The sequence below is a fragment of the Spirosoma terrae genome, from assembly GCF_010435915.1.
GTDB classification, from domain to species: Bacteria; Bacteroidota; Bacteroidia; order Cytophagales; family Spirosomataceae; genus Spirosoma; species Spirosoma terrae.
In genome coordinates this window covers 150,023-174,081 of record NZ_JAAFZH010000016.1, presented here as the reverse complement: position 1 = coordinate 174,081, position 24,059 = coordinate 150,023, and the positions used below count along the sequence as shown (strand labels likewise).

The following is a 24,059-nucleotide window of genomic DNA, read 5'->3' as shown; positions in this document are numbered from 1 at the left end:
TCAGACAAAAAGATGGCGATTGCCAAACACCTGTACGTGGCCGACTTCGACAAAGCCTGCTCGTTTATAAATACCTAACCCTTCGGCCGAAGCCTGTAGCACTACCTCCTGAATTGAATGGTCTTTTGCTTCCAGAAGCAGGTGATGAAATAGCTGCGAGCCAAACCCCCTCCCTCGCCAGGCTGGTCGGGTAGCAATATCGTATATACCCGCCGATGAGCCATACAGAAACAGCGTTCCTGTTGCTACGATATGGCCATCATACTCGCCCACATACAGTTTCATCGGTTGATCGGACTGACGAATAGCCCCCACTCGCTGATAATAGATGCGGATTTGTTCTGCTTCCGGTGACGTGCCAAAGAGCTCAGCAATAACATCAGCAAACTGCTCATACTCCGCAGGCGTCTGAACAGCACGAATTGTCAGTGCAGAAACAGAGAGTGGCTTTAGAGAGGCCATCTGGAGGTTGAGCCACATCGCCACGTTCTGCTCATCGCTTACAAGGCCGTACTGATCGAGTAAGGTCGAGAGAGCAGATGAATATGTATCTTCCCAGCACCAGAATGCAAAAGGACGCTGCTGCTGATTCCAGGGCTGAATCGTATGGTCGAACAGAGCCGTCAACGCAGTCGAGTCGCTGCTTTTGGGAATAATAACATTGAAGGTATCGCTGGGTAATCCACTGTTGACGGCAGCGTAGGTCGCTGTTTCTTCAAACGCTGCACCCGGAAGAAAATAAGTGAACGGAAAGCGCGCAAAGTAGGAGGATTTGGCAATAAAGTTCTGGCGAACCAGATTGATAAGCGAAGAATCCATGGGATGGCTGATGATAGAGGCAAGGTACTAAAAGAGATTTAGGTATAGGTAGGTTCGCTTTGTCAATATACCAAAAACGTCAAGGTGAGCCAGGCTAAACGATCGGTGGTTTAGTAGTTAGTGAAATTTGATAACACTGTCTTTAAATTGGTATTTTATGGATTTATTCGAGAGTTTATTCGTTAGTAACAGCAATCAGCAAAATCTTGGATAAATTGCTTGCCTAAAATGAAGCATGATTTTATCGACCTAACATCTCTTTCTTAACGCATAACTACCCCTCTATGAAACACTGTTTTACGGCGTTACTCTGTTTGACTGTAAGTGCCGGTGCCTTTGCGCAAAAGTCTTATTATGGCACAGAAGAAAAATGGCCGGAACAAGACACCGCGAGTAAGTTTTATACCGTGAAAGGCGAACGTCATGGTATCAGTTTCTTTAAAAAGCACAAGTTTAAAGATGTACAGTATACGCCCGGTACCACGCTTGCTTTTGATACGTATCATACGCCCGACGTAATGTATCACTGGTGCCGGAAATGGGCTGAGCAATATCCGAATCTGGTCGATCTGTATGAAGTAGCGAAAAGCTATGAAGGGCGCCCGATTTATCAGATGACTTTCACCAACAAAAAAACAGGTAAACACACCGACAAGCCAGCTGCTTATTTTGAGGGGGGGCGGCATAGTGGTGAGGTTACGAGTAGCGAAGCGGTTTTGTGGCTGGCTAAACATCTGCTCGATAACTACGGAAAAGATCCATCTATTACCAAATTACTGGATACAAAAACGGTTTATCTGCGCCCTGAAAACAATCCGGATGGTGCCAATATGTATCTGTTTACGGCTCAGCGAAACCGGAGTTCCATGCGGCCAACCGACAACGATCGCGATGGTTTATTTGATGAAGATTCGGAAGATGACCTAGATGGCGATGGCGTAATCTATCAGATACGTAAGAAGGCGACCACTAAGGAAGAACTGGAAAAAGCGGACTACGTTGTTGATCCGAAAGATAAATCGGGCCGACTGATGAAACGGGTTCAGGCCGGGAAAGGTACGCACGTTGTGTATACCGAAGGAATTGATAACGATGGCGACGGTAAATTCAATGAAGATGGTATTGGCGGTCTGGACAATCACCGGAACTATCCCGAAAACTGGCGTCCAGATCAGGGCGGAGACTTCACAGGACGGGGTTATATACAGCAGGGAGCCAGCCAGTTTCCACTGAGCGAACCCGAAACCCGCGCTACGTATGTCTGGCTGATGGGGCACCCAAACATTACGGTCGTTAACTCGATGGATACGAGCGTACCGATGCACCTGCGCCCGCCATCCACTTCCAGCAGTGCCGAAAGTATGTTCCCCGCCGATGAAAAGATTTACAAACATATGGATAGTCTGGGGATTTCGTTTACGGGTTATCCGTGGGCAGGCGATGTGTATGAGGTCTATAACACCCGTCACAAGGTCAATCGCTTTACGGGTGAGCCATCGAAACCGCAGCCGTTGTTTGGTCATGGTCCTGATTTTGGTTATTTCCAGTATGGTGCCGTCTGGTATGGCGACGAACTTTGGAACAATGGCGCTATGAAAGATTATGATGGCGACGGCGAGCGCGACGATTACGACGCGCTGATGTGGGACGACGAAGCCAATGGCAAGCGTGGCTTCAAGCCCTGGACCAAAATGATGCACCCACAATTGGGCGAAGTGGAAATCGGCGGCTTCAATCCCAAATTCTTCTCGCAAAACGGTCCGGCCTGGATACTGGAAAACTGGATTTCGAAACAGTCGCAGTTTAACCTGGCCATGGCGAAAGAACTTCCTCAGATTGAGCTAACCGATGTAGCGGTGAAGGCGCTGGCGAATAACGAATACGAGATTAAGGTGAGCTGGACGAATTCGGGTAAACTGCCCGTTGCGCTGGAGCAGGCTAAACGGGTCAAGATGGTACAGGAAGATCGTCTGACGCTCGACATTGATAAAGCATTGTTAAAAGGCGATAAGGATGCCAAAGTAGTGATTACGGAACCGTCGTTGATCGACAAGACGATTTATACGGGCTACACGAATGTTGGTGAGAAAAAAGAAGCCACATTCCGTGTTAAGCTTAACCAGGCCGGTTCTGTAAAAGCAAAAGTGAAATTACTCTCGACCCGGGGAGGGTATAAAGAGAAGGAAATTATGCTAGGAAAGTAATTTCTGACTGCGATAGGTAACCCCGCCCATTATTCAGGTAATCGTGGGCGGGGTTTTGTTTTTGATATGTGACGATATCCCTTAATTTGGTGCCCATATTTCCACCGTCGACAGTGCTTCTCTGTACGGTCGATAGGATTGCCAATTCGCTATGTCTACGCAAGTTTTCTGGGTCCTTGTCCTGACTTTCCTGATCAATCTGATTAGTACGTTATCTTATTCTGTACGTATTGTGGGCATACGAACAAAAAAGATAGCCGTTTCTTTTGCTCTGTTCAATGTATTGGTTCTGATTTCCAGAACGGCCAATGGGTTTCAAAGCCCTGTTCTGGCCAATATAGTCGAGAAGACAATTTCTGCTCATGGCCTTAACCCTATCGAGCAGTTTTGTTGGATTTTGTGGATGACATCGTTTGCGACGCTGGTTGGCGCTTTATTGATACCGTCTTTTCAACGCCTGTTTTCCTATGCAGTTATTCACTTTAGCCGTCACAAATCAATCCCTGATTTACTGCTGCTGGGTTTCTCGCCTGCTGGTTTTCAGAAGGTTCAAGCCAGTATGGTGTTACCACGTTATTCGACTATTTCTGGATTACGGAGTAGGGGGCAAATACCCTGGCGCATCATTACGTTCAATGTGATTGCCGTAGCTGTATTGACGGTGGGTGTTTTAGCATCGCTGTACGCTGGTTACCTGAACCCCGCTTTTCGAACGACATCCAGTAATCTATCGTCCGTAATTAATGGGCTGGCGACTATATTGATGTTTCTCTTCATTGACCCCTATCTATCCATTTTAACGGACGAAGTGGCCGAAGGAAAGTACGAAGAATCATCATTTAGGCAGCAGGTCGTTTGGATGGTAGTAGCGCGGTTAGTAGGAACCCTTGTCGCACAGGCAATTTTTCTGCCTGCCGCCCAGTTGATTGTCGCTATTGCCGAGCAGATGTGATGCTACGTTTCCTCAAAGAGCTAAAATTTCAACGCGTCTGTTTTTCGCTCGTTCATTTTCCTGGTTATTATTGGCAATTGGGCGTTGGCCGCCATACCCTTTCGTGTCAATTTGGTCAACAGGAATCCCTCGCTTGGTAAGGTAGTTGGCTACTTGTTTAGCTCGGTATTCAGATAAGGTTATGTTTAAACGGGCATCACCAACATTATCGGTATGGCCGCTGATTTCAATACGTTGAGAAGGTTTCTCTTTGAGCGTTGTTACTAAACGGTCGAGTGTTGGGAAGGATTCTGGCAGCAAAACGTAGCTACTTTGAGCAAACTGAACCTGCTGAAGAATAATTGTTTTCCCTTTTTCTAACCTGACAGTTTCTATGGGGGTAGACGTACCGGGAGCAGGATTTACTGTCGGGTTAGTTGATGGTTTAGCTGATGCCTTCCCTGACAAAGCAGGCTTTCGCTGGATACTTGATTGCCGACTACTGGCTGAAATGATGGGAGGAGTTTTAGACTGGGGAGAAAGGTATTTTGCCGGTATAATTTTTCGAAATAATCCCTGCGAACCCAAATCACTTTTTATGTCGTAAGGTGTTTCCCAGTAAAGCACCATATCGGCTTTTGCCCAGGCATTCTTGTATTCTACTTTGATATCGACCCATTGCTTTCCTGGAAGATAAGTACGATTTCTCGGTCCTGTTACGTACTCGGTAGTTCTGGTTTTGGGATGACCAGATTGTTCCCAGGCATCTACGGTTAATACTCCATTGACCCAGATTTTGGCGCCATCATCAGCCGTAACACTGAAGTAGTACATGCCTGCTTCGGGTATATATAACTGACCCGTCCAGCGGACAGAAAAATAGTTTTCCCCAAGCCCGTTGATAGGTTTATTGTGTTGATCCCAATGGAAGTTGATTTGTTTATCAATCCGTGTTGCTACTTTTTTATCGAACTTGTCGCCATAGAAATACTCGCCAAGTAGCCCCTGATTCGGTTGGGCCTGTAGATAGGAGCCAACCAGAAGAAAGATAAAAGAAGCTATCCGTTTCATGCCTTTAAAACTGCTTTTCAACTAATTGGAATTTTAGCAATAAAAAAGCAGTAACAGGCTACATAAGGCTCGAAATTTTACAAATCCCGCATCCAATACACCATCGTTTTGGAGCTGGAAACGGTTTCACCGATGTCGGGCCAGTCGAGCGTGCTACGTAGTGAATCCTGTTTAGTATAGCCTCGCTTCAGCCAGAATTGATCGTTGGGTCGGTAATCAGATGGTCTGGCCGGATGGGTAGTTGCTCGTTCGACCGCGCAAAAAAAGGTGGTTGTGAACGTACCGAAGCTACGGGCGTGGGCTTCCCGCTCATCAAAAAAACGATGGCCCAGCCCTAATCCACGAAATTCGGGCAATAGAATACTTTCCCCAAAATAGAAAATAGAATCAATCGGAAAGTTGGCTTCTTCGAAAGGCCGTCGAATGTCGTCGGTTTCGTCACGTAGTGGAATGGCGGTGGTGGCACCGACCATGTCGGAGCCATTATAAACCGCAAAAAGAAACGACCGGTCCGATTGCGAATAGGTTTTGAGGTAGCCTTTCTCGTAGGCTATCGACCCTTCGTACAAGTACGGAAAATCGCGGAAGACAGCGATACGTAATCGAGCCAGATCGTCAAAGACCGACTCGATCTCGCTGCCTTGTTTAGTGATAAATGACAGTTCACGCATTCGGTTATTCCGAAACCAGTTTAATCCAGAGAGGAAGATTATAATACGTAGTGACCCGGCTGATCTTATCGCCTTCAACCTCTAAAAAAGCAGCTGCAGGCAACTGATACGTCTGGTTGTGGGCTTCTGGTAACCCGGCTTCTCCCTGCTTATAGATACCATTCACTACGAATTCTACAGCGACACGTTTGTTGGATGGTTCGCTCATGAATACCATATCGGTGAGGGTTTCGTCGTAGGAAGTGTCCATGATTTTCAGAAATTCCGTGAATTGCTCCAGACCGATGCGGGGTTCTCCCTGGTTGGGTTCGTGCCGTATGTTGGGCGACAGTAACGCCAGCATTCCATTCCAGTCTTTTTGATTGAAGCAATCGTAATACGCTTTAACAATGTCCAGAGCAGCCATTTGTATGCTAATAAGATGAAAATTGAGTGGGCAAAGATAAAGTATCCATACGATCTACAGCCGTATCAGGGTTGTTTTACCGGCTAATCCTATTAATCTTGTAAATCCTGTCAAACAAAAAATTCTTGCGTAAAAAGAACGACATACCGGTTTATGACTTAACGAAAGCAGCCAGAGCAGGGCTGCACGTACGGGTTGTTGACCATCAAACAATTGATGAAGAGCGCGAACATGATGTAGTCAGTGCCCACCGCGATAATTCCTATCTTTTGTTTCTAATGAAGACAGGGTATGGCCGTTTTCTGGTTGATTTCGAGGAGTATGTATTTTCCGGGCCTGCTTTATGCCTGATTCGTCCTGAGCAGGTGCATAGTGTGATCAACTACCAGCAGACAGAAGGTTGGCTTGTTACGTTCGATCCGGGTTTGCTAGCTCCCGAACTTGTTGAGTCGGCACAATTACTGACAGGGCCTTTTGGTTTTGAAGCAGATCAGCTACGGTCTATCTATGAGCTTACCCACTTACTTCACGGTTTCTTTCAATCGGAAAATACGCAGCCACTTACCTTAAAAACGTTGTTGAATGGCTTAATCAGTGCAATTTGTGATCTATGTCAACGTACCAAAATAATACCTGGTCAGCCTGAGAATCGGGCTGATGAAATAGCGGTTGCGTTCAGGAAACTAGTTGAAGCAAATTTTACCAGCTGGAAGCGGCCATCCCAATATGCTGAAGCCCTTCATCTGTCGGTTAACCATTTAACGGATACGATCAAACAGAAAACGGGCTTTCCGGTTTCGTATTGGATTCAGCACCAGACGATGCTCGAAGCCCGCAGGCTTTTGTTTCATACGCAAAGCCCCGTTAAGGACGTAGCCTATCAGCTTGGCTTTTCGGATCAGCATTATTTTTCCCGATTATTTCGAAAGTTTACCGGTTATACACCAGTTGCGTTTAGGAAGTCATTCCATGATTTGTCCACCAAAGCCCTGCTTTGAGCCATTCTTTTGCGGGGAAATGCCACGTTTCTTTGCATCGTAATTAATCATAACCAATTGGTATTGTGCCATTAACGGTGGCCATTACGTAGCAAATGACAATACGATGAGCTTAGTGGATAACCTTGCCAAACGTCTTTCGAAGACAGCAACGCTGATACAAAAAGAACAGATCGCTGATCATACGTATCACCTGAAAATTCAGGGCGAAGATCTGAAAAATCTCGACTATAAACCCGGCGAACACGTACGCATTCTGGTCGGAGTCGATAAAGCGACTTCTATGCAGCACAAAGTACGAACGTACTCTGTCTGGCAGTATGACCACACAAACGGCGTCATGGATCTGGCGGTTTGTACGCACTCAACTGGTATCGGAAGCCTTTGGGCCAGAGCGTCGGCCATTGGTGATACGATCTATCTGGTTGGTCCCCGAGGACGATTTACCGTGGACGATTCGGGCGATTATTATGTATTTGTGGGCGATCCGTCGGCTCTGGCGCATTTATATGAAATCAACCGGAATCTTACAGGCCATAAACAAGTGCTTAGCCTGATTTACGCTGACCGGGAAGAAGACCTGTTTCCAGATCTGGATGGCAGCAGACCGTTTCAATTCAATGTGTTGCCGAGAAATTCGGGGGAAACAATAATCGAGCACGTACACCATCTGCTTAAAAAGGCTACTGGGAAAGGTATGTTGTATGTAGGGGGCGACAGCCGTATCTGCGTGACGCTAAATCGCCATTTTCGCCATTCACTGGATTGGTCGAGTCGGCAGATAAAAACGAAGCCCTTCTGGGCTCCCGGAAAAATAGGTTTAGAGTAGTCGGAAAAGAATAGAAGACATGTACGCAAAATTGATTATTTGTGAGGATGAATCAGCGATTAGTTCAGACGTAATAAATAAAACCCAGTCATTGCTGAACCTGAACTCTGTCGACCAGCTTACTAGTCAGGTTCAATGGCAAATGATGGCCAGTAATCTCTCTGCTGGAAAACTAATCGACTTATTGCTATTTATCGATGAACTAGGGTTTATAGACACGAACAGCTAGTGCTTCATCTGCGATATGAGTTTAAACAAGCAGATATAATAGGGAGCCGAGAGTTGTTACGTCTGCCTCAGCCAATGCATACTACGTTCAGGTAAAACCCATTGGTCTGATGCCTACGTAATGTTATTATACGAGTGATATATAGAATTTTATCTTTGTCATGCGGCATAAAAGGAAATAAAATGGCTTCTTTATATATCCTAACACATCTTTCCATCGATAGATGTATTTCCTCCTAGTAAACCTCATGAGAAAAATTGTCCTTGCTTATTTGTTAACGGCAGTGCTTTTAGTGCAGGGTACCCCATTGCTGGCTCAGACATTCACCCTTGAAGCCGTCAAAGGATACCCTTTTCCAACCAATTTAACCAGCTCGGCACAGGGATCACGAATTGCCTGGACATTCGATGAGCAGGGTAAACGTAACGTTTATGTGGCCGAAGGCCCCACATTTACGCCTAGAAAACTAACTAGCTACAATCAGGACGATGGGCAGGAGCTAACCAGCCTGTCGATTTCCGATGATGGTAAATGGGTTGTTTATGTTCGTGGAGGTGATCATGGCTCCAACTGGGACGACGACGTACCGGTGAACACAACCTCATCGCCCGTAGCGCCGAAAGTGCAAATCTGGAGTGTTCCGTTTGCCGGAGGAGAGCCCAAGGCCATAGCGGAAGGTGACGAACCGGTTGTCTCGCCCAAAAGCGACCGCATTGCTTTCGTTAAAGGTGGGCAAATCTGGGTTTCTCCAACCGATGGGTCATCAGCGGCAAAAGCCCTTTTCAATGCCCGAGGTACCAACGGATCGATCGAATGGTCGCCCGATGGATCGAAGCTGGCCTTTGTCTGTGATCGGAAAGATCATGCGTTTGTGGGCGTTTTTACGAACGAAACCACACCCATTACGTGGATTGCTCCGTCGTTTTCGCGGGATCGGTCTCCCCGCTGGTCGCTTGATGGTAAAAAAATTGTCTTTGTACGGACACCCGGATCGGGAGGGGCACCTGATTCGGTGCTGACTCGTAAACATCAACCCTGGTCAATCTGGACGGCCGACGTAGCATCGGCTACAGCGTCGTTACTCTGGTCAGCGCCAAAAACACTGGCGGGGTCAGTGCCCACTACGCATGGGGGGACAAACCTGCACTGGGCCGCAAACGACCGGATTGTATATCTGTCGTATCAGGATGGCTGGCCGCATTTATATTCCATCCCATCGACAGGTGGTACGCCCTTGACGCTGACCAAAGCGCCATTCATGGCCGAGCACATTACGTTGACCCATGACAAGAAATGGCTGGTGTTTAGTGGAAATACGGGCCCCGATAAACTGGATATTGATCGTCGCCATGTGGTGCGAGTGCCAGTCGACAAGGCAGAAATGGACGTGCTGACCCCCGGAAATGGTCTGGAATGGACCCCTGTGGTAACGGGTGATGGTGCCACCGTAGCGATGATCAGTGCCACTGCACAACGACCACCACTGCCAACTGTGATGGCCTTTTCAAAAGGAACGCCGAAAGTGCTGGGCCAGGAACTGATGCCGGCCAATTTTCCGCAAAATCAACTGGTAACGCCAAAACAGGTTGTTTATAAGGCGCCGGACGGCATGACTGTTCATGCGCAGCTATTTGAACCAACGGGTGGAACCGGGAAAAAGCCCGCTTTGATTTATGTGCATGGTGGGCCTCCTCGCCAGATGCTGCTGGGCTGGAATTATTCGGATTATTACGCCAATTCGTATGCGATGAACCAATATCTGGCCAGTCAGGGGTTTGTCGTATTGTCGATAAATTACCGATTGGGGATTGGATACGGCTACGATTTCCACCAGCCTGCCAATGGCGGAGCGAACGGAGCTTCTGAATATCAGGATGTAAAAGCGGCCGCTCTCTGGTTGAAAGAACAACCCCAGGTCGATGCCTCTAAAATCGGAATTTATGGCGGCTCTTACGGCGGCTATCTGACAGCGCTGGCACTGGCCCGCGACTCAAAACTGTTTGCCGCCGGAGTCGATATTCATGGAGTACACGACTGGAGCCAACAACGGTCAGGACTGAGCCAGTCGGATCGGTACGAGAAAATTCCGGATGCTGAAAAAGCCATTAAAGTAGTCTACGAATCATCGCCGATTTCGTCGGTGAGCACCTGGACATCGCCGGTTCTGATTATCCACGGCGACGATGACCGTAACGTTCGCTTTAACCAAAGCACTGATCTGGTACGTCGACTGGAAGCGAAAGGGGTATCGATGGAAACGCTCGTCATCCCCGACGATACGCACCACTGGATGAAGCATTCCAACGCGCTGAAGATGGGCAATGCCACCGCCGATTATTTCAAACGGAAGCTGATGCAACCCCGTCAGTAGGGAGGAATTTATAGTTTATAGTCTTCAGTTTATGGTTTATAGTGGTGACGCGAAATATTTGCTGACGCATCACCACTATAAACCATAAACCGAAAACTATAAACTCTATTTCACACAGCGAAAGCCCAGATTGTTGCTACCGCTGCTCACTTCGCCTTTCCCGCGACTACCGGCTTTGTAGCGAATACAATATTGGTCACTGCAAAGGAATGAGCCGCCCCGCTGTACTCGCTTGACCGCGCCCGGTTCATCGGGATCGTAGCTATCATCAGGCCCCTGCGGATTGCTTTTGGACGAATGGCTGTAATAATCGGGTCGGTAGAAGTCCTGGCACCATTCCCAGACGTTGCCTTCCATATCGTAAAGACCAAATGGATTGGCTGGATATGATTTCACCGGCGCTGTGCCCGCATAGCCATCTTCCTGTGTGTTTTTATCGGGAAAATGTCCCTGGTGAATATTTGCCACCCATTTACCGTTTGGTTTTAGGTCATTGCCCCAGTAATACGTTTGGTTCGTAGCGCCACCCCGAGCGGCAAATTCCCACTCTGCTTCGGTTGGCAGACGTTTACCAGCCCATTTGGCATAGGCTACCGCATCGTCATAACTGACATGAACGACGGGCTCATTTTCACGGCCCTTAATAGAACTGGTTGGGCCATTCGGATGCTGCCAGCTGGCACCCGGAATGTATTTCCACCAAACCAGCGGATTTGTGAGCGATACCTCAGCAGGAGGTGGGGTAAATACGGCCGAGCCAGGTACTAGCTGGTCGGCCGGAACGTCGGGGTAGTTGGCTGGGTCGAGTGGTTGTTCGGCAACCGTCTTGTAGCCAGTAGCTTTCACAAAAGCGGCAAACTGAGCATTCGTTACCTCATGTTCGTCCATCCAGAACCCGTTGATAGACACCGGATGAACTGGCCTCGTGTCGGAGAATTCATCACTACCCATCTCGAACGTACCACCCGGAACCCAAACCATACCATCGCGTTTTTCGCCCGGCTTAAATTGTGTTGTTGGCTGGGTCGAAGGTGCGTCTTCATTGGCTTGTGACTGGTCTGTCTTGTCGGCGGTATGGCAGGCGAACAGAGAACAGATCAACCAGATACTGAGGGTCGGTTTACGTATATAAGCAGAATACATAGAATCAGGTCGCTACGTATAGGAGAGAAGTGACGTATCAATAACGGAGATGCTTCGTCAAGATCAGTACAAAACTACCAAAACTAGTAAGGAAACAGAACGGGTGAGGTCTGCCGGGAAGCCGTGATGATATATACGGGTGCGGTTTGTTTTACTGTATAAGCCTGTTTTGCTTCTTTAATTTGGTGAAAATTTATTCCGTTAACATTTAATTCTGTATTACGTCGATCTAGTAGCTATCTTTAAGGGAAATTCATCAATAAAAACTTACCCCCTCTAGTATGGCCCTCTCTACTCAAAGCCATTTATTCAGGAAAGTACAGTTAGTCGCTATCGCCACCCTGTTAGGTGTTTCGGCCTATGGGCAGCAGATCGATGAAACGTACAACCAGAAAATTAAGGAGTACACCACCGACAAACGATTCTTGCCAAACTCGGTTCTGAACCTGACCGATGATCCAAAGATTCCGTCTCCTCTAAAGCATTTTGGTCAGATAATCGGTACACCCGGCATCTTGCACCGCACCCCCGAAATCTACGCCTATTACCAGAAGCTGGCCCAGACCTCGCCCAACATCACCATGCAACAGGTGTCTACCAGCGAAGAAGGACGCCCGATTCAACTGGTGGCCATTGGGAGTGAGGATGCCATGAAACGACTGGATCATTACAAAAAGCAGTTAGCCTTGCTGGCCGATCCGCGAAAAGTAGGGAATCAGGATATTGAAAAGATTCTGGGCGACACAAAACTCGTCTATTACCTGAATGGGGGTCTGCATTCACCGGAAATGGGCTCGCCTGAAATGCTGATGGAACTGGCTTATCGGCTGGTAACCAGTCAGTCGCCGGAGATCAAAACGATTCGCGATAACATCATCGTCATAATCAACCCCGTATCGGAGCCGGATGGTTGGGACAAACAGGTCGACTGGTATTTTCGGTATACCAAAAATCGGAAAGACTATGATGACGGTTTCCCTAAATCGCCACCGTATTGGGGGAAATATACGTATCACGACAACAACCGCGATGGATTGCAGGTATCGCAGGCCTTGACCAAAGCGCTGTTTAAAATCTTCTACGACTGGCACCCCACCGTAAGCCTTGATCTTCATGAGTCGGTTCCGCTGCTCTATATCTCGACAGGAACCGGACCTTACAACGAAACCATCGACCCCGTAACGATCGGCGAGTGGCAGACCATGGCGAACCATGATATTACTACGTTGGCGGCACAAGGAATTCCGGGCGTGTTTACGTGGGCTTTCTACGATGGCTGGTATCCGGGGTATGCGCTCTGGATTTCCAATAACCACAATGCAATCGGTCGTTTCTATGAAACATTCGGTAACGCCGGAGCCAATACGTATCTGCGCGATCTGGCCGATCAGAAATACGCGGGCGATGCCGTTACGTCGAAAGAGTGGTATCGTCCTGACCCGGCAACCGAAAAGGTATACTGGTCGTATCGGAACAATATCAACTACATGCAGGCGGGTGTGCTGGCATCGTTGTCGTATGGCGCGACCAACAGCCGTATGTTGCTGAAAAACTTTTACCAGAAAGGACTGAACAACATCAAAAAAGGAACGGAAGAAACGCCACGCGCTTTTGTGATACCGAAAAATCAGCGTGATCCGGTCATGGCGGCTTATCTGGTCAACCAGCTTCGGGCGCAGGCGATTGAAGTGCATAAAGCCGAATCAGGGAAAAATCAGGGCGATTACGTCGTGTTGCTGAATCAGCCGTATCGGAATCTGGCGGTGTCGTTGCTGACGAAGCAGAACTATCCGAAGGAAGCAAAATTCCCGCCTTATGATGATATTGCCTGGACGCTGGGTTATCTGTATGGCGTTGATGTGAAGGCAGAAGACAGTGTGAAATACGCAACCAACGATCTGAAACTGATCAGTGACGACGTAAAATATGGTGGTAAAATTGATGGCGATGGCACGAGCTACGTTCTGAACTACAAAGGACAGAACAACGTACTGCCCGCCATGCTGTGGGCTAAAACGCAGAATAAACAAGCTAAAGCCATTGTGCTGGATGCCAAAACAATACTGGCTAAAGATACCCTGGCGGCTGGGGCGGTTGTTTTTAAAGGACTGACAGCCGATCAATCGAAGAAAATGGCTGATCAATTCGGCCTTGATTTGGTGGCTACGAAAGAAAATCTGGCTGGAAAGCAACATGAAATCAGTTTACCACGCGTGGCTATTTATCATAGCTGGTTTAATACGCAGGATGAAGGCTGGTCTCGTTTTACGTTTGAGCAGCGTGGTATTCCGTATACGTCCATCAATAAAGATCATTTGAAGGCAGGCGAATTACGGAAGAAGTTCGACGTTATTCTGATTCCACGTATGCGGGGCGGGGTTACCAACTTTATTCACGAAATCGATACCAAATTTGGTCCGTTGCCCTACACAAAAACAGCCGAGTTCCCGTCGCATGGTTTCCCGGATGCCACCAGCGACATTACGGGTGGACCTGGTTTTGAAGGCGTTGAACAATTGAAAAAATTCGTGGAAGCGGGTGGGGTTCTGGTTACGCTCGACAACTCATCGCTGATGGTCGCCGAAGCCGGTATTGCCCGTGAACTGGATCAGGCCAGCGCACCAACGCTTTTCCACCCTGGTTCAATCGTAACGGCAAAAAACCGCAAGCCCGATAGTCCGATTATGTACGGTTTTCCCGAAACGTTCCCAATCTTCAAGGGGATTGCACCGATTCTGCAGACGAAGAAATATAACCGCGATATGATGGTTATGCAGTACGGTACTAAACCTTTGAAGGATGAGGAGGAGTACAAAGGAGCCATTATGGGAATGCCCGACAAAAAGCCAATGAAAGAAGCGGCTAAAGCGGCTCCGAAGAAAGAAGATCCTTATGTACTCTCAGGAATGGTACGTAACGAGCAGGCAATTATCGGTCATGGCGCCATTTTTAACGTACCGGTTGGCGCGGGGCGTGTTGTTGCCTTTACGTTCGATCCACTGCACCGTTATCTGAACCACCACGATGCGCCACTGCTCTGGAACGTACTGATCAACTGGAATCATCTGGAAATACCCGCCAGCACTGCTTCAACAGCTGAAAGTAAGTCGACAAATGCCGGTAAGGTGAGCGGAGAAGAGTAGAAGAATGATTAAATAATCTTGGAATAGCCTGGACGTCCAGGCTATTCCTGAAAATAACTACCGTTTAAACTGAGCCAGCAGGTATTCGTAAAAATACGATACGTTGACATCAGTGGCGATTCTCACTACGTAGCCTGTCTCGTCCAGGTATGTTTGTCCGGCGTTGGGTGGCCGCGTACTGACCTTTACCTTAACCGTTTCAATCGTAAATTGCTCCGGTATAGCTAAATAGCTGGTTGCCAGAATATCCCACATGAAGTACGTATAATGGTAGCTTGGAATCGTATCCAATGTCAACGCCCAGAGCTGGCCGGTCAGATTTGAGAGCTTATAGTCGATTTGGGTGGCTAGAGCAGACAGGAATTTTTTGGTTACCGGCACGTGATTCGTTACGTCCAGGGGAATCATGAGCAGGGGGAGTTCATAACTAACCAACTTCTGAGCACTGATCGGGTCCCAAAATACGTTCCATTCGGCAGATCCGTCGTGCTGGAAGGTCTGCACGTTTCCACCAACGCGTAAGGCTCCAGCCATCCAGACAATTTCTTCTATTTTTTCCTTCAGTTCTGGTTCTTTTTCCAATGCCAGAACCAGGTTTGAACAGGGTCCCGTCAACAGAATTGTCACTTTATCTGTCGCCGATGAGAGTTGATTGATGATCAGATCGGGCGCGCTGGTGTAGGAATAGGGGTCGGGCGATTGGGGTAAGTTGATCAGTAGCGGCAGCGCATTGATAATTTCGGGTCGAGCGCGCCATTCGCTCGGGAAAGCATTAATGCCGTTGTAGTCTCCACGGCCAAGCGGAACGGATTCCTGGTCCATCAACTGCAGCAGTTTATACGATGATTCGAGGGCGGGTTCCAGATAGCAATCGGCGGGCGTAACGCTAACTCCTGTCAACTGGATGTCGGGCATAGTCAGGACCAGCAGGAGCGACAGCAGATCGTCAATACCGCCGTCATGGTCCATTAAAAGCTGTTTGGGCATTATGAAAAACGTTAATGTGCTTTGTATTGCTTCACAGTAGAAACTGCGGATGAGTACAGAACTGGCGAAAATGGTTAGTTGCCTGGAATGGTATTCTTATAACCATCCCATCCGGTAACCAGCTTATCCACGACAATAATACCCGTTCGATAGGCGGCTTCCAGGGCCGGAATATAGGCGGTATACCGCTCACCAACTTCTTTACCGCCATGAGTGAGATTCTGAGCTGCGGTTACGCCCGATGGTTGCATGGTATAGTTGCTGGCCGTTCGTAGCACCATATACCGATTAACATCGGCCTTACCCGCAGCGCTCAGCCATTGTAGCGACTGCCCGGTACCGGTGTCCTCCATGGCCGACGTAACAAAATTACCCTTCCCTTTGGTCCAGTATTTCACCCAGTCATTGGCCCAGTCGTTCAGATACTTACCGTGCCAGAACGTCATGGCGGCAATATGATCGCCCATCATCACGCGAGGTGGTTTTTGGGCTTCGGGATAATCGCGGTAAGCAGACCGCATTTTTTGGAGTGTTTCGGAGTCGTCCAGCTTCAAGTCTTTCGTCAGCGAATAAGCCCATTTGGCCAGACCGGGATTAAGGTGTAAGGCTACCATGAAATCATTATCCTGGGCGGGTTCTTCGTAGGGCTTGGTCCGACGTAGTGGCAGATAACCTGTCGACCACTCTTTTGGCATTTCACGCGGGTCAATTTCGTGGGCCAGATCACCATCTACCAGCCATTCGGCCCAGGCGGCCGATCCGGCGCTGCCATCCTGTGGATCGATACCCGCAATACCAGCTACCAGCCAATAGGCGTGCGATAGATCGAAGCGAGGGTCCATGCCAAGGGCCATGATCGACGCGGCTGATCGAGCGGTTCCCATGCCGGTACAGATTCCTAAAATCTGTTTCTCGGGATTATACCGCAGGTTGCGGTAGCCTTGCGGAAAGGGAATGGTTTGTGAAAGGGGTAGGCGCTCCACCCAATACTGAAACTCGCCGGGCCGGTCGCCGGTATCAGCCCCAATCTCGAACATGGTGACTATGACCACTTTCACCGGAATGGGCGTAGCGGACTGGCTATACGCACGGAGGCTGAGTAAACTAACAAGAAGAAATAAGAACTGTCGCATTATGTATTGGATTCGGAGTCAGGTTCCCGGAGAAGAAATAAGTTGGTAGTGAGGCTATTGATATAGAGGCCAGAGAATGTAAAGAGTTTTCTTATTTAGTTCGTCAGAACACCCACTTTCAGGAAGCTGGCACCGGCTTTTCCGTGATAAACGCGATGGGTAGCTTTCTGATAATCGGACTCTTTTGCCTGAAAAACAGGAACAAACGTTTGTGGATTTCGGTCGGCTAGCGGGAAGCAGGTGCTCTGAATCTGCACCATTAGTTTGTGCCCCTTTTTGAAGGTATGTAGAACGTCCTGCAACTCAATAGTCACTGACGTTGGTTGATTAGGTTTGAAAGCTTCAGGTTTACTTACATTGTTGCGGTACCGACCACGAATGATTTCACTACGTACCAACTGCTGATAATTGCCGTATACTACGTCGGGCTTCCTTGGGTTAGCGGGTTCGTTGGTTGGATATACATCAATAACTTTCACCATCCAGTCAGCGTCTGTACCGGTGGTGGAAACCATAAGCTGAGCCAGAATAGGCCCAGCCAGGGTCAGGTCGTCGGTCAGCGTATCGGTCTGGAAAGTCAGTACGTCGGGTCGGGCAGCCGCGAATCGCTGGTCATCTACCATGTATTCGGCCGAAAAGCCATCGTTAATTTTGCTGGCAAACGGAACCGGGTGAGCCGGATCGGAAGGAAACTCGGAGAAGGTAGCGCCCGTCGAGGCTGGCGAAAAACTAAGTTTACCGTTACCCTGTAAATACAACTGCTTCTCAACGGTTCCTTTCGGCGGATACGTATCGAACGAGCGCCAGCGATTGGTCCCCGTTTCAAACAACGTAGCTTCCGGCAAGCCTAAAGGAGTTGTCGCATTGAAGAGATAATGTTTGAAAAATTTAGCTTCAATCGTTTCCTGGTAATAGGGAGATGTTTTTGAACCAAAATCTAGGTCGGCCAGCGTTTGACCGGATGGGCCTGCCCAGCCACCATGCACCCAGGGACCCACCACAAAAATGTTCTGAATACCTGGATTCTGCTTTTCAATTGCCTTATACGTATTGAACGTACCGTATAAATCCTGCTCATCGTACCAGCCGCCCACAACCATAACGGCATGTTTGATCCCTTTCAGATGGGGAAGAATATTCCGTTTCTTCCAATGCTCGTCGTAATCGGGATGATCGAAATTTTCGTGGTAATACACATTTCGCCCTTTGTAGTACTTGCTTTCTGAGTTGGCGGTTGGTCCCATGTTCAGGTAAAAATGGTAGCCATCCGGATCGTCAATATCGAACAGAGCAGGGGGATTTTGTTTGGTTGGTTGTTTGTGCTCCTGAAAATAGGTGTAGAAACTAAAGTTGGCCGCAATCTGAAACGCTCCGTTGTGGAATGCATCATCGCGCCAGAGATCGGCCATCGGTGCCTGTGGTGATGACGCTTTCAGAGCCGGGTGGCCCGAAACGGAACCCGCTGACGTAAAAAAGCCTGGATAACTGATGCCCCATTGGCCTACGTTTCCGTTGTTGGCCGGAATGTTTTTGAGCAACCAGTCAATGGTATCGTAGGTATCTGAGGCTTCATCGTGATCGGCGTTTGACTTTTTGACATCAACATGCGGTGTCATCTCCACGAATTTACCTTCCGACGCCCACCGTCCACGCACATCCTGATAGACAATGATATAATTGTCACGTAGCATGAACGGATTCGGCCCCAAACGCCGACGGAACTGATCAACGCCATACGGAGCGCAGCTATAAGGGGTTCGTTGAATCAATACGGGGTGCTTTGTCGACTGATCTTTAGGCGAATATACCTGCGTGAATAGCTTCGTGCCATCACGCATAGGTACCATAAATTCAGATTTCTGGTAGTTTTCGCGCACATAGACTGAATCTTGGGAGGGCGTATACGGATAAGGATTGGCCGAAGGAGTTACCTGAGCCATGGCTAATCCGGGAATGGCTAGTAACAGGGAGAAAAACGTTTTCAAGAGCTGCACCGGGTGAATTGGTTTCACCGCAAAATAACACCTAATTGGATGAGCTCTTCTGTCTGCTCCAAATTTTCGTGTACGCAATTAATAGGAGAAAGTAGTCGAGAATCAACGCTATACCAGCATGTGGGTATCAATTTAGTTGTCGTATATGTATTACCGTTAGTAACGTAACAATGTCTCGATGCAGCAATAGTGAGTACAAAAAAAGCCCTTACTGCGTGAGCGGTAAGGGCTGAAAAAACTTGTATGACTTAAAAACGGCTCATCTGGCCTTTTATTGTGCACTATGAAACATAGCGCGAATTATTTTTCACTTTTTTTAACGAAAAATAAGCATTGCCGTTACTGGCGGCTAATACTTAGCGCATCATGGCCAAAGGTTTTATAAAGGCCACCGCCAATCAGGGTATCCTCCAGATCGACACCACCGCGATACAGACTATTGCTTTTCACGAGACCATTGCCAATGTAGCCGTCTGCCAGACCGTTTGCAATAGGAGCTTTTCCGTTGGCGTGTTTTGCTTTGCTACGTTTGTTGGCGAAGTATTTATAAATGCCGTAACCCGCCAGTAAAGAGGCACCAACAGCCAGACCAACTACCGTGGTCAGTTTCTTATTTACATTGATATTCATTCAGATTGTCCTGATTAAGTTATGATGAGATTGTTTCCTAAAAAAACGTGCTAAACGCGAAATAGTTTTCTGAATAGGCGTCTATCTCAACGTATTAGCAACGTCGCCTAGCTGGATAGGTAGCACGTGCTGACGAATACGTCAATAATGTAGTCGCGGAAAAGCCCGAATAAATCAAGGTTTTAGGAATAGCCTGGCTATTTTATGTAAAGTGTAATGAGGAGAAGTAGATAGGGAAGCTAACTTTTTCTATTTTAGCTATTTATACAACCTGCTTTAAGAATGTACCCTTTATGAAATCAATTGTTTTACTTCTTCTCCTGGGAGGCTATAGCGCCCTGGGCCAATCACTCTCAAAACCCGAATCAGCGATTGTCGCTACGGTCAAAAAACAGTATCCTGATACAGAAGCTTTTCTGGAAAAGGTTGTCAATATCAATAGTGGCACGCTTAATATAGAAGGCGTTCAGACGGTTGGCAAACTCATGTCGGATGAACTGGACAAACTTGGATTTAAAACAGAGTGGGTAAAACTGCCTGATTCACTGAACAGGGCGGGCCATTTGGTGGCCACCCGTCAGGGAAAGAAAGGGAAAAAGCTCTTCCTGATCGGTCATCTCGATACGGTATTCGAGAAATCGTTGCCCATGGAGCCTTTTACACGTATTAACGACACAACGGCGTCGGGGCAGGGGGTAAACGATATGAAAGGGGGCGACGTACTGATTCTTGCTGCTCTCAAGGCCCTGCATACGCAGAAATTACTGGACGATACGTCGATAACGGTCTATTTAACGGGTGATGAAGAAAGCGCCGGTGGCCTGGAGAGCCGACGGGATTTCATCGAACGGGCCAAACAGCACGATCTGGCGCTGTCTTTCGAATCGGCTCAGGGACTCAATACCGTTACCACAGGACGGCGCGGAGCCAGTGGATGGACACTAAACGTGAAAGCGCGTAGCGGCCACTCGTCCCGCATTTTCAACGATCTGGGTTATGGGGCCATTTATGAAGCGACGCGTATCCTGAACGAATTTCGGCGTACGCTGGGTCAGGAGCAGTACCTGACCTTCAATCCGGGACTGATTGTGGGCGGAGCGGAAGTGCGTTACGACGAAAAAACGGCGAAGGCCGTGGTTGATGGCAAGACGAATATTATAGCGGGTACGGCCCTGGTGAAAGGCGATTTACGGTTTCTGACCGAAGCGCAGAAGGAAAATGCCCGGACCAAAATGCGCGAAATCGTCGACAAGAGCTTACCATTGACAAAGGCGACCATTTCCTTCGTGGATGGCATTCCTGGTATGGAGCCGACTGCCGCTAATGATGAGCTGCGCAAACAAGTGGATAAAGTTAGTCGGGATATGGGACTCGGACCCGTACAGGCTAATGATCCGGGTTCACGGGGGGCTGGCGACGTATCATTTATTGCCAACTACCTGCCCTGTCTGGATGGGTTGGGAGCGTCGGGGAGTGGGGCCCATAGCATTGAGGAGGTTATTAATCTGAAGGAATATCCTTTGTTAATTCAGCGGACGGCCTTACTGCTGTATCGCCTGACCCGCTAACGATTTTCCTAAACCCTACCTTGATGAACCGAATTACTACAATTGACGTAATGCGTGGCCTGGTGATGGTGATCATGGCACTGGATCACGTTCGTGATTTGTTGCATAGTACGGCATTGACCCAAAGTCCGACCGATCTGGCTACAACAACGACTCCTCTCTTTCTGACCCGCTGGATTACGCACCTCTGCGCGCCCACGTTTGTGTTTCTCTCGGGTACATCCGCTTATCTGGTCCTGTCAAAAAAGCAGCATGCCGACAGTGCCCGACGGTTTCTCCGCAAAAGGGGGGTGGTTTTGATTTTGCTGGAATTAACCGTGATCAATTTTGCTTTCTGGTTCGATATTCAGTTCAGGAGTATGCTTTTGCAGGTCATTTACGCCATTGGCGGAGGGTTCATAATTCTGTCGCTGCTGTCGAAATTGTCTGTAAAACAGGTGGGTATCATTGGTCTGATTATCATTGCCGGGCATAACCTATTGCAGTTGGTCCCGCCCATCGAAAATCCTACGGGCAAGTTTATCAGCTCGTTGTTTTTTCAGGTCAATTTTTTCCAGCTGACACCGGGTTTTGCTGTGTTGGTTGCCTATCCGTTGATTCCCTGGCTGGGTATTATGTTGGTAGGCTATGCGTTTGGGGCAACTATGGAGCAGCCGATGAATGTTCGTAAGCCACTGCTGTTACGTTACGCGCTGGTATCTCTTACGCTCTTTGTGGTCATACGGTTCATCAATCTATATGGCGATCCTGCTCCCTGGGCGGTTCAAAAAAGCCCGCTGTTTACGTTTCTGTCATTTATCAACGTAACAAAGTATCCGCCGTCGCTACAGTATGATTTATTGATGCTGGGTATAGCGCTGCTGATCCTATGGCTGGCCGACGGTGCCGACAACGTATTGACCAGGGCACTGACTGTCTACGGCAAAGTCCCGATGTTTTACTACATCCTTCACTGGTACGCTGTGCATCTGCTCATGATTGCCATGACATTGATTCAGGGATATGGCTTTGCCGATATTCAGGCGGGTACATTGAATTTTGGGCGACCTGCCGGGGCTGGTGTTGACCTTGAGGTGGTGTGTCTGGTATGGCTGGGACTGGTAGTCGTATTATATCCCTTATGCCGCTGGTATGGCCGCTATAAACCGGCCCATCCAGAAATCGGAATTCTCCGATATATCTAGTTCGTTCCCTAATAAAGTCCCAGCCAATGCACAATTAACAGGTATTGGCTGGGACTTTGCTTTGTTAAACAACCTGTACGTTTACCTGGTAATAATCAATGGTTGGCTTTTCGGCAAAATAGCTACCCATGTCTTTGAGCACACCCTGAAGAAAACCATTGGTTTCGGCTTCAAGACGCGCCGTTTCTGATTCCCAGAGCGTAACCATCAAACACTGGTTTGTGTCTGGATTGGTTAACAAACGGCTATTTTTAAAACCGTGCATTTCCTTGAGCGCAGGACCTACAGAATTGTTAAAGTACTCAATAGCCTGTGGAATTGTACCCGGCTTTAGGGGGACCTGAATGATGCGTGCGTACATCTCGTTTTGGTGAAAAAAGGTAAGGAGTTAACGAAAAGAAAGTGCCAAAAACTCAATACATACATAAGCATTGGCTATCAAAACAACGTAACGCGTAGCCTTAAAACAACTTTATAGTCCTCTTTTTATTTAGTGGTGTAAGCGGCTTAATTTATTGGTTATTAGGGTATTGTTAGTCGGGTATAGGGACATGTTTTATTCCTTCTGTTTATCCCTCATTACGATTTGTCATACCGTTGTTTCGCTATACAATACGGTGCTTGCCCTACCTTTACACCCATAAGTTTGTTCAGTAGCATGGAGTTTTGATGACTTCCTGTTGCAGACGACAAAGGGATTCTGACTACACAGGAATCGCCATTGTTTTTATGATTTACCCCTATGATTACTACAGATATTTGCATTATTGGCGCGGGACCGGTGGGTTTATTCGCGGTCTTCGAGGCCGGTCTGTTAAAAATGCGCTGTCACCTGATTGATGCATTGCCACAGGTAGGTGGGCAGCTTTCAGAGATTTATCCGCAAAAGCCAATTTATGATATTCCCGGTTATCCGGAGGTCAAAGCCCAGGAACTGGTCGACAATCTGATGGAGCAGATTGCGGCTTTCCATCCAACATTTACGCTGGGCGAACGGGTCGAAAGTCTGAATAAGCAGGATGATGGATCGTATATCGTAACAACCAACGACGGTACGTCGGTACATTGTCAGGTTGTTGTTATTGCGGGAGGCCTAGGTTGTTTTGAACCACGTAAACCCGAAATCCAGAATCTGGAGCAGTTTGAAGGGAAAGGGGTTGCCTACATGGTCAAGAATCCAGAACTGTTGCGCGATCGTCGGGTTGTGTTGGCGGGAGGGGGCGATTCGGCCCTCGACTGGACTATCTTCCTGGCTAACGTAGCGGCTCAGGTAACATTGGTACACCGAAGCGACAGTTTTCGGGGGGCGCCGGATTCGGCCGAAAAGGTCTTCGAACTGGCCAAAGAAGGGAAAATCAATTTAGTTCTGCAATCGACAATTTCGAGTGTTCGGGGTACTGGACATGTGCAGGAAGTTAATATTGTCGGAAAAGATAAAACTGTCACGACGCTGGAGACCGATCATCTAATTCCTCTGTTTGGTCTAACGCCAAAGCTGGGACCCATTGCTGACTGGGGACTCACTATTGATAAAGCGGCCATTAGCGTTGATACCGTCGACTACTCGACCAACGTTGAACGTATCTATGCCATTGGCGATATAAACACCTATCCGGGTAAGCTGAAACTGATTCTTTGCGGATTCCACGAAGCGGCCCTTATGTGTCAGAGTGCCTTTAAATACGTGTATCCGAATCAGAAACTGAGTTTCAAATACACAACCGTTAACGGAGTTCCTACTTTTTAAC

At 48.0% G+C, this 24,059-nt stretch carries 20 protein-coding genes; 10 read left to right on the top strand and 10 right to left on the bottom strand.

Going from position 1 to position 24,059, the window contains the following annotated elements:
• On the bottom strand, positions 1-819 hold the full coding sequence (locus tag GK108_RS25950) for a GNAT family N-acetyltransferase (RefSeq protein WP_163954492.1): 819 nt from the start codon (positions 817-819) through the stop codon (positions 1-3).
• A gap of 284 nt (positions 820-1,103) precedes the next feature.
• On the opposite strand from GK108_RS25950, the gene GK108_RS25945 reads away from it, so the two are divergent.
• Together GK108_RS25945 and GK108_RS25940 are read left to right on the top strand one after the other, a co-directional pair.
• Positions 1,104-3,023, top strand: a complete 1,920-nt coding sequence (locus tag GK108_RS25945) for a M14 family metallopeptidase (protein WP_163954491.1) — start codon at positions 1,104-1,106, stop codon at positions 3,021-3,023.
• 151 nt (positions 3,024-3,174) lie between these two features.
• A complete protein-coding gene (locus tag GK108_RS25940; RefSeq protein ID WP_163954490.1) occupies positions 3,175-3,975 on the top strand; it encodes a lipid II flippase Amj family protein in 801 nt (266 codons plus the stop codon).
• A 12-nt stretch (positions 3,976-3,987) separates the two neighbouring features.
• Here GK108_RS25940 and GK108_RS25935 read toward each other — a convergent pair whose 3' ends face one another.
• The 3 genes from GK108_RS25935 to GK108_RS25925 form a co-directional block, all read right to left on the bottom strand.
• On the bottom strand, positions 3,988-5,025 hold the full coding sequence (locus tag GK108_RS25935) for an OmpA family protein (RefSeq protein WP_163954489.1): 1,038 nt from the start codon (positions 5,023-5,025) through the stop codon (positions 3,988-3,990).
• Between the two features lie 77 nt (positions 5,026-5,102).
• Complete coding sequence (locus GK108_RS25930; RefSeq protein WP_163954488.1) at positions 5,103-5,696, bottom strand: GNAT family N-acetyltransferase; 594 nt, start codon at positions 5,694-5,696, stop codon at positions 5,103-5,105.
• Positions 5,697-5,700: 4 nt separating this feature from the next.
• Positions 5,701-6,102 (bottom strand): nuclear transport factor 2 family protein, encoded by a 402-nt coding sequence (locus GK108_RS25925; RefSeq protein ID WP_163954487.1) that lies wholly within the window; start codon positions 6,100-6,102, stop codon positions 5,701-5,703.
• Positions 6,103-6,227: 125 nt separating this feature from the next.
• Between GK108_RS25925 and GK108_RS25920 the strand changes: the two genes are divergently transcribed.
• The 4 genes from GK108_RS25920 (at position 6,228) to GK108_RS25905 (ending at position 10,529) form a co-directional block, all read left to right on the top strand.
• A complete protein-coding gene (locus GK108_RS25920) occupies positions 6,228-7,100 on the top strand; it encodes a helix-turn-helix domain-containing protein (RefSeq protein WP_163954486.1) in 873 nt (290 codons plus the stop codon).
• A gap of 106 nt (positions 7,101-7,206) precedes the next feature.
• Entirely contained in the window at positions 7,207-7,929 is a 723-nt protein-coding gene (locus tag GK108_RS25915; protein ID WP_163954485.1) for a siderophore-interacting protein, read from the top strand.
• 19 nt (positions 7,930-7,948) lie between these two features.
• The gene (locus GK108_RS25910; protein ID WP_163954484.1) at positions 7,949-8,158 is read left to right on the top strand and encodes a hypothetical protein; all 210 of its coding nucleotides are present in this window, start codon (positions 7,949-7,951) and stop codon (positions 8,156-8,158) included.
• 247 nt (positions 8,159-8,405) lie between these two features.
• Positions 8,406-10,529, top strand: coding sequence for a S9 family peptidase (locus GK108_RS25905; protein ID WP_163954483.1), 2,124 nt, complete (start codon positions 8,406-8,408; stop codon positions 10,527-10,529).
• A 105-nt stretch (positions 10,530-10,634) separates the two neighbouring features.
• Here GK108_RS25905 and GK108_RS25900 read toward each other — a convergent pair whose 3' ends face one another.
• A complete protein-coding gene (locus GK108_RS25900) occupies positions 10,635-11,510 on the bottom strand; it encodes a formylglycine-generating enzyme family protein (protein ID WP_394366287.1) in 876 nt (291 codons plus the stop codon).
• A 443-nt stretch (positions 11,511-11,953) separates the two neighbouring features.
• Between GK108_RS25900 and GK108_RS25895 the strand changes: the two genes are divergently transcribed.
• Positions 11,954-14,815 (top strand): M14 family zinc carboxypeptidase, encoded by a 2,862-nt coding sequence (locus GK108_RS25895; RefSeq protein ID WP_163954481.1) that lies wholly within the window; start codon positions 11,954-11,956, stop codon positions 14,813-14,815.
• Positions 14,816-14,872: 57 nt separating this feature from the next.
• Here GK108_RS25895 and GK108_RS25890 read toward each other — a convergent pair whose 3' ends face one another.
• The 4 genes from GK108_RS25890 to GK108_RS25875 all read right to left on the bottom strand — a co-directional run bounded on the left by GK108_RS25890 (position 14,873) and on the right by GK108_RS25875 (position 19,559).
• Positions 14,873-15,802 carry a nucleoside hydrolase gene (locus GK108_RS25890; RefSeq protein ID WP_163954480.1) on the bottom strand — a complete coding sequence of 310 codons (930 nt, stop codon included), beginning with the start codon at positions 15,800-15,802 and terminating at the stop codon, positions 14,873-14,875.
• A 74-nt stretch (positions 15,803-15,876) separates the two neighbouring features.
• Positions 15,877-16,935 carry a purine nucleoside permease gene (locus GK108_RS25885; protein ID WP_163954479.1) on the bottom strand — a complete coding sequence of 353 codons (1,059 nt, stop codon included), beginning with the start codon at positions 16,933-16,935 and terminating at the stop codon, positions 15,877-15,879.
• A 95-nt stretch (positions 16,936-17,030) separates the two neighbouring features.
• A complete protein-coding gene (locus tag GK108_RS25880) occupies positions 17,031-18,929 on the bottom strand; it encodes a CocE/NonD family hydrolase (protein WP_317166579.1) in 1,899 nt (632 codons plus the stop codon).
• Positions 18,930-19,268: 339 nt separating this feature from the next.
• Positions 19,269-19,559: a hypothetical protein gene (locus GK108_RS25875; RefSeq protein WP_163954478.1), complete on the bottom strand. Its 291-nt coding sequence runs from the start codon at positions 19,557-19,559 to the stop codon at positions 19,269-19,271.
• Positions 19,560-19,852: 293 nt separating this feature from the next.
• Here GK108_RS25875 and GK108_RS25870 point away from each other — a divergent pair, with 293 nt between their 5' ends.
• On the top strand, positions 19,853-21,127 hold the full coding sequence (locus GK108_RS25870) for a M20/M25/M40 family metallo-hydrolase (RefSeq protein WP_163954477.1): 1,275 nt from the start codon (positions 19,853-19,855) through the stop codon (positions 21,125-21,127).
• Positions 21,128-21,150: 23 nt separating this feature from the next.
• Positions 21,151-22,311: a DUF1624 domain-containing protein gene (locus GK108_RS25865; protein ID WP_163954476.1), complete on the top strand. Its 1,161-nt coding sequence runs from the start codon at positions 21,151-21,153 to the stop codon at positions 22,309-22,311.
• A 64-nt stretch (positions 22,312-22,375) separates the two neighbouring features.
• Here GK108_RS25865 and GK108_RS25860 read toward each other — a convergent pair whose 3' ends face one another.
• A complete protein-coding gene (locus GK108_RS25860) occupies positions 22,376-22,672 on the bottom strand; it encodes an antibiotic biosynthesis monooxygenase (RefSeq protein ID WP_163954475.1) in 297 nt (98 codons plus the stop codon).
• Between the two features lie 381 nt (positions 22,673-23,053).
• Here GK108_RS25860 and GK108_RS25855 point away from each other — a divergent pair, with 381 nt between their 5' ends.
• Positions 23,054-24,058: an NAD(P)/FAD-dependent oxidoreductase gene (locus GK108_RS25855; protein ID WP_163954474.1), complete on the top strand. Its 1,005-nt coding sequence runs from the start codon at positions 23,054-23,056 to the stop codon at positions 24,056-24,058.
• Position 24,059: the final 1 nt, after the last annotated feature.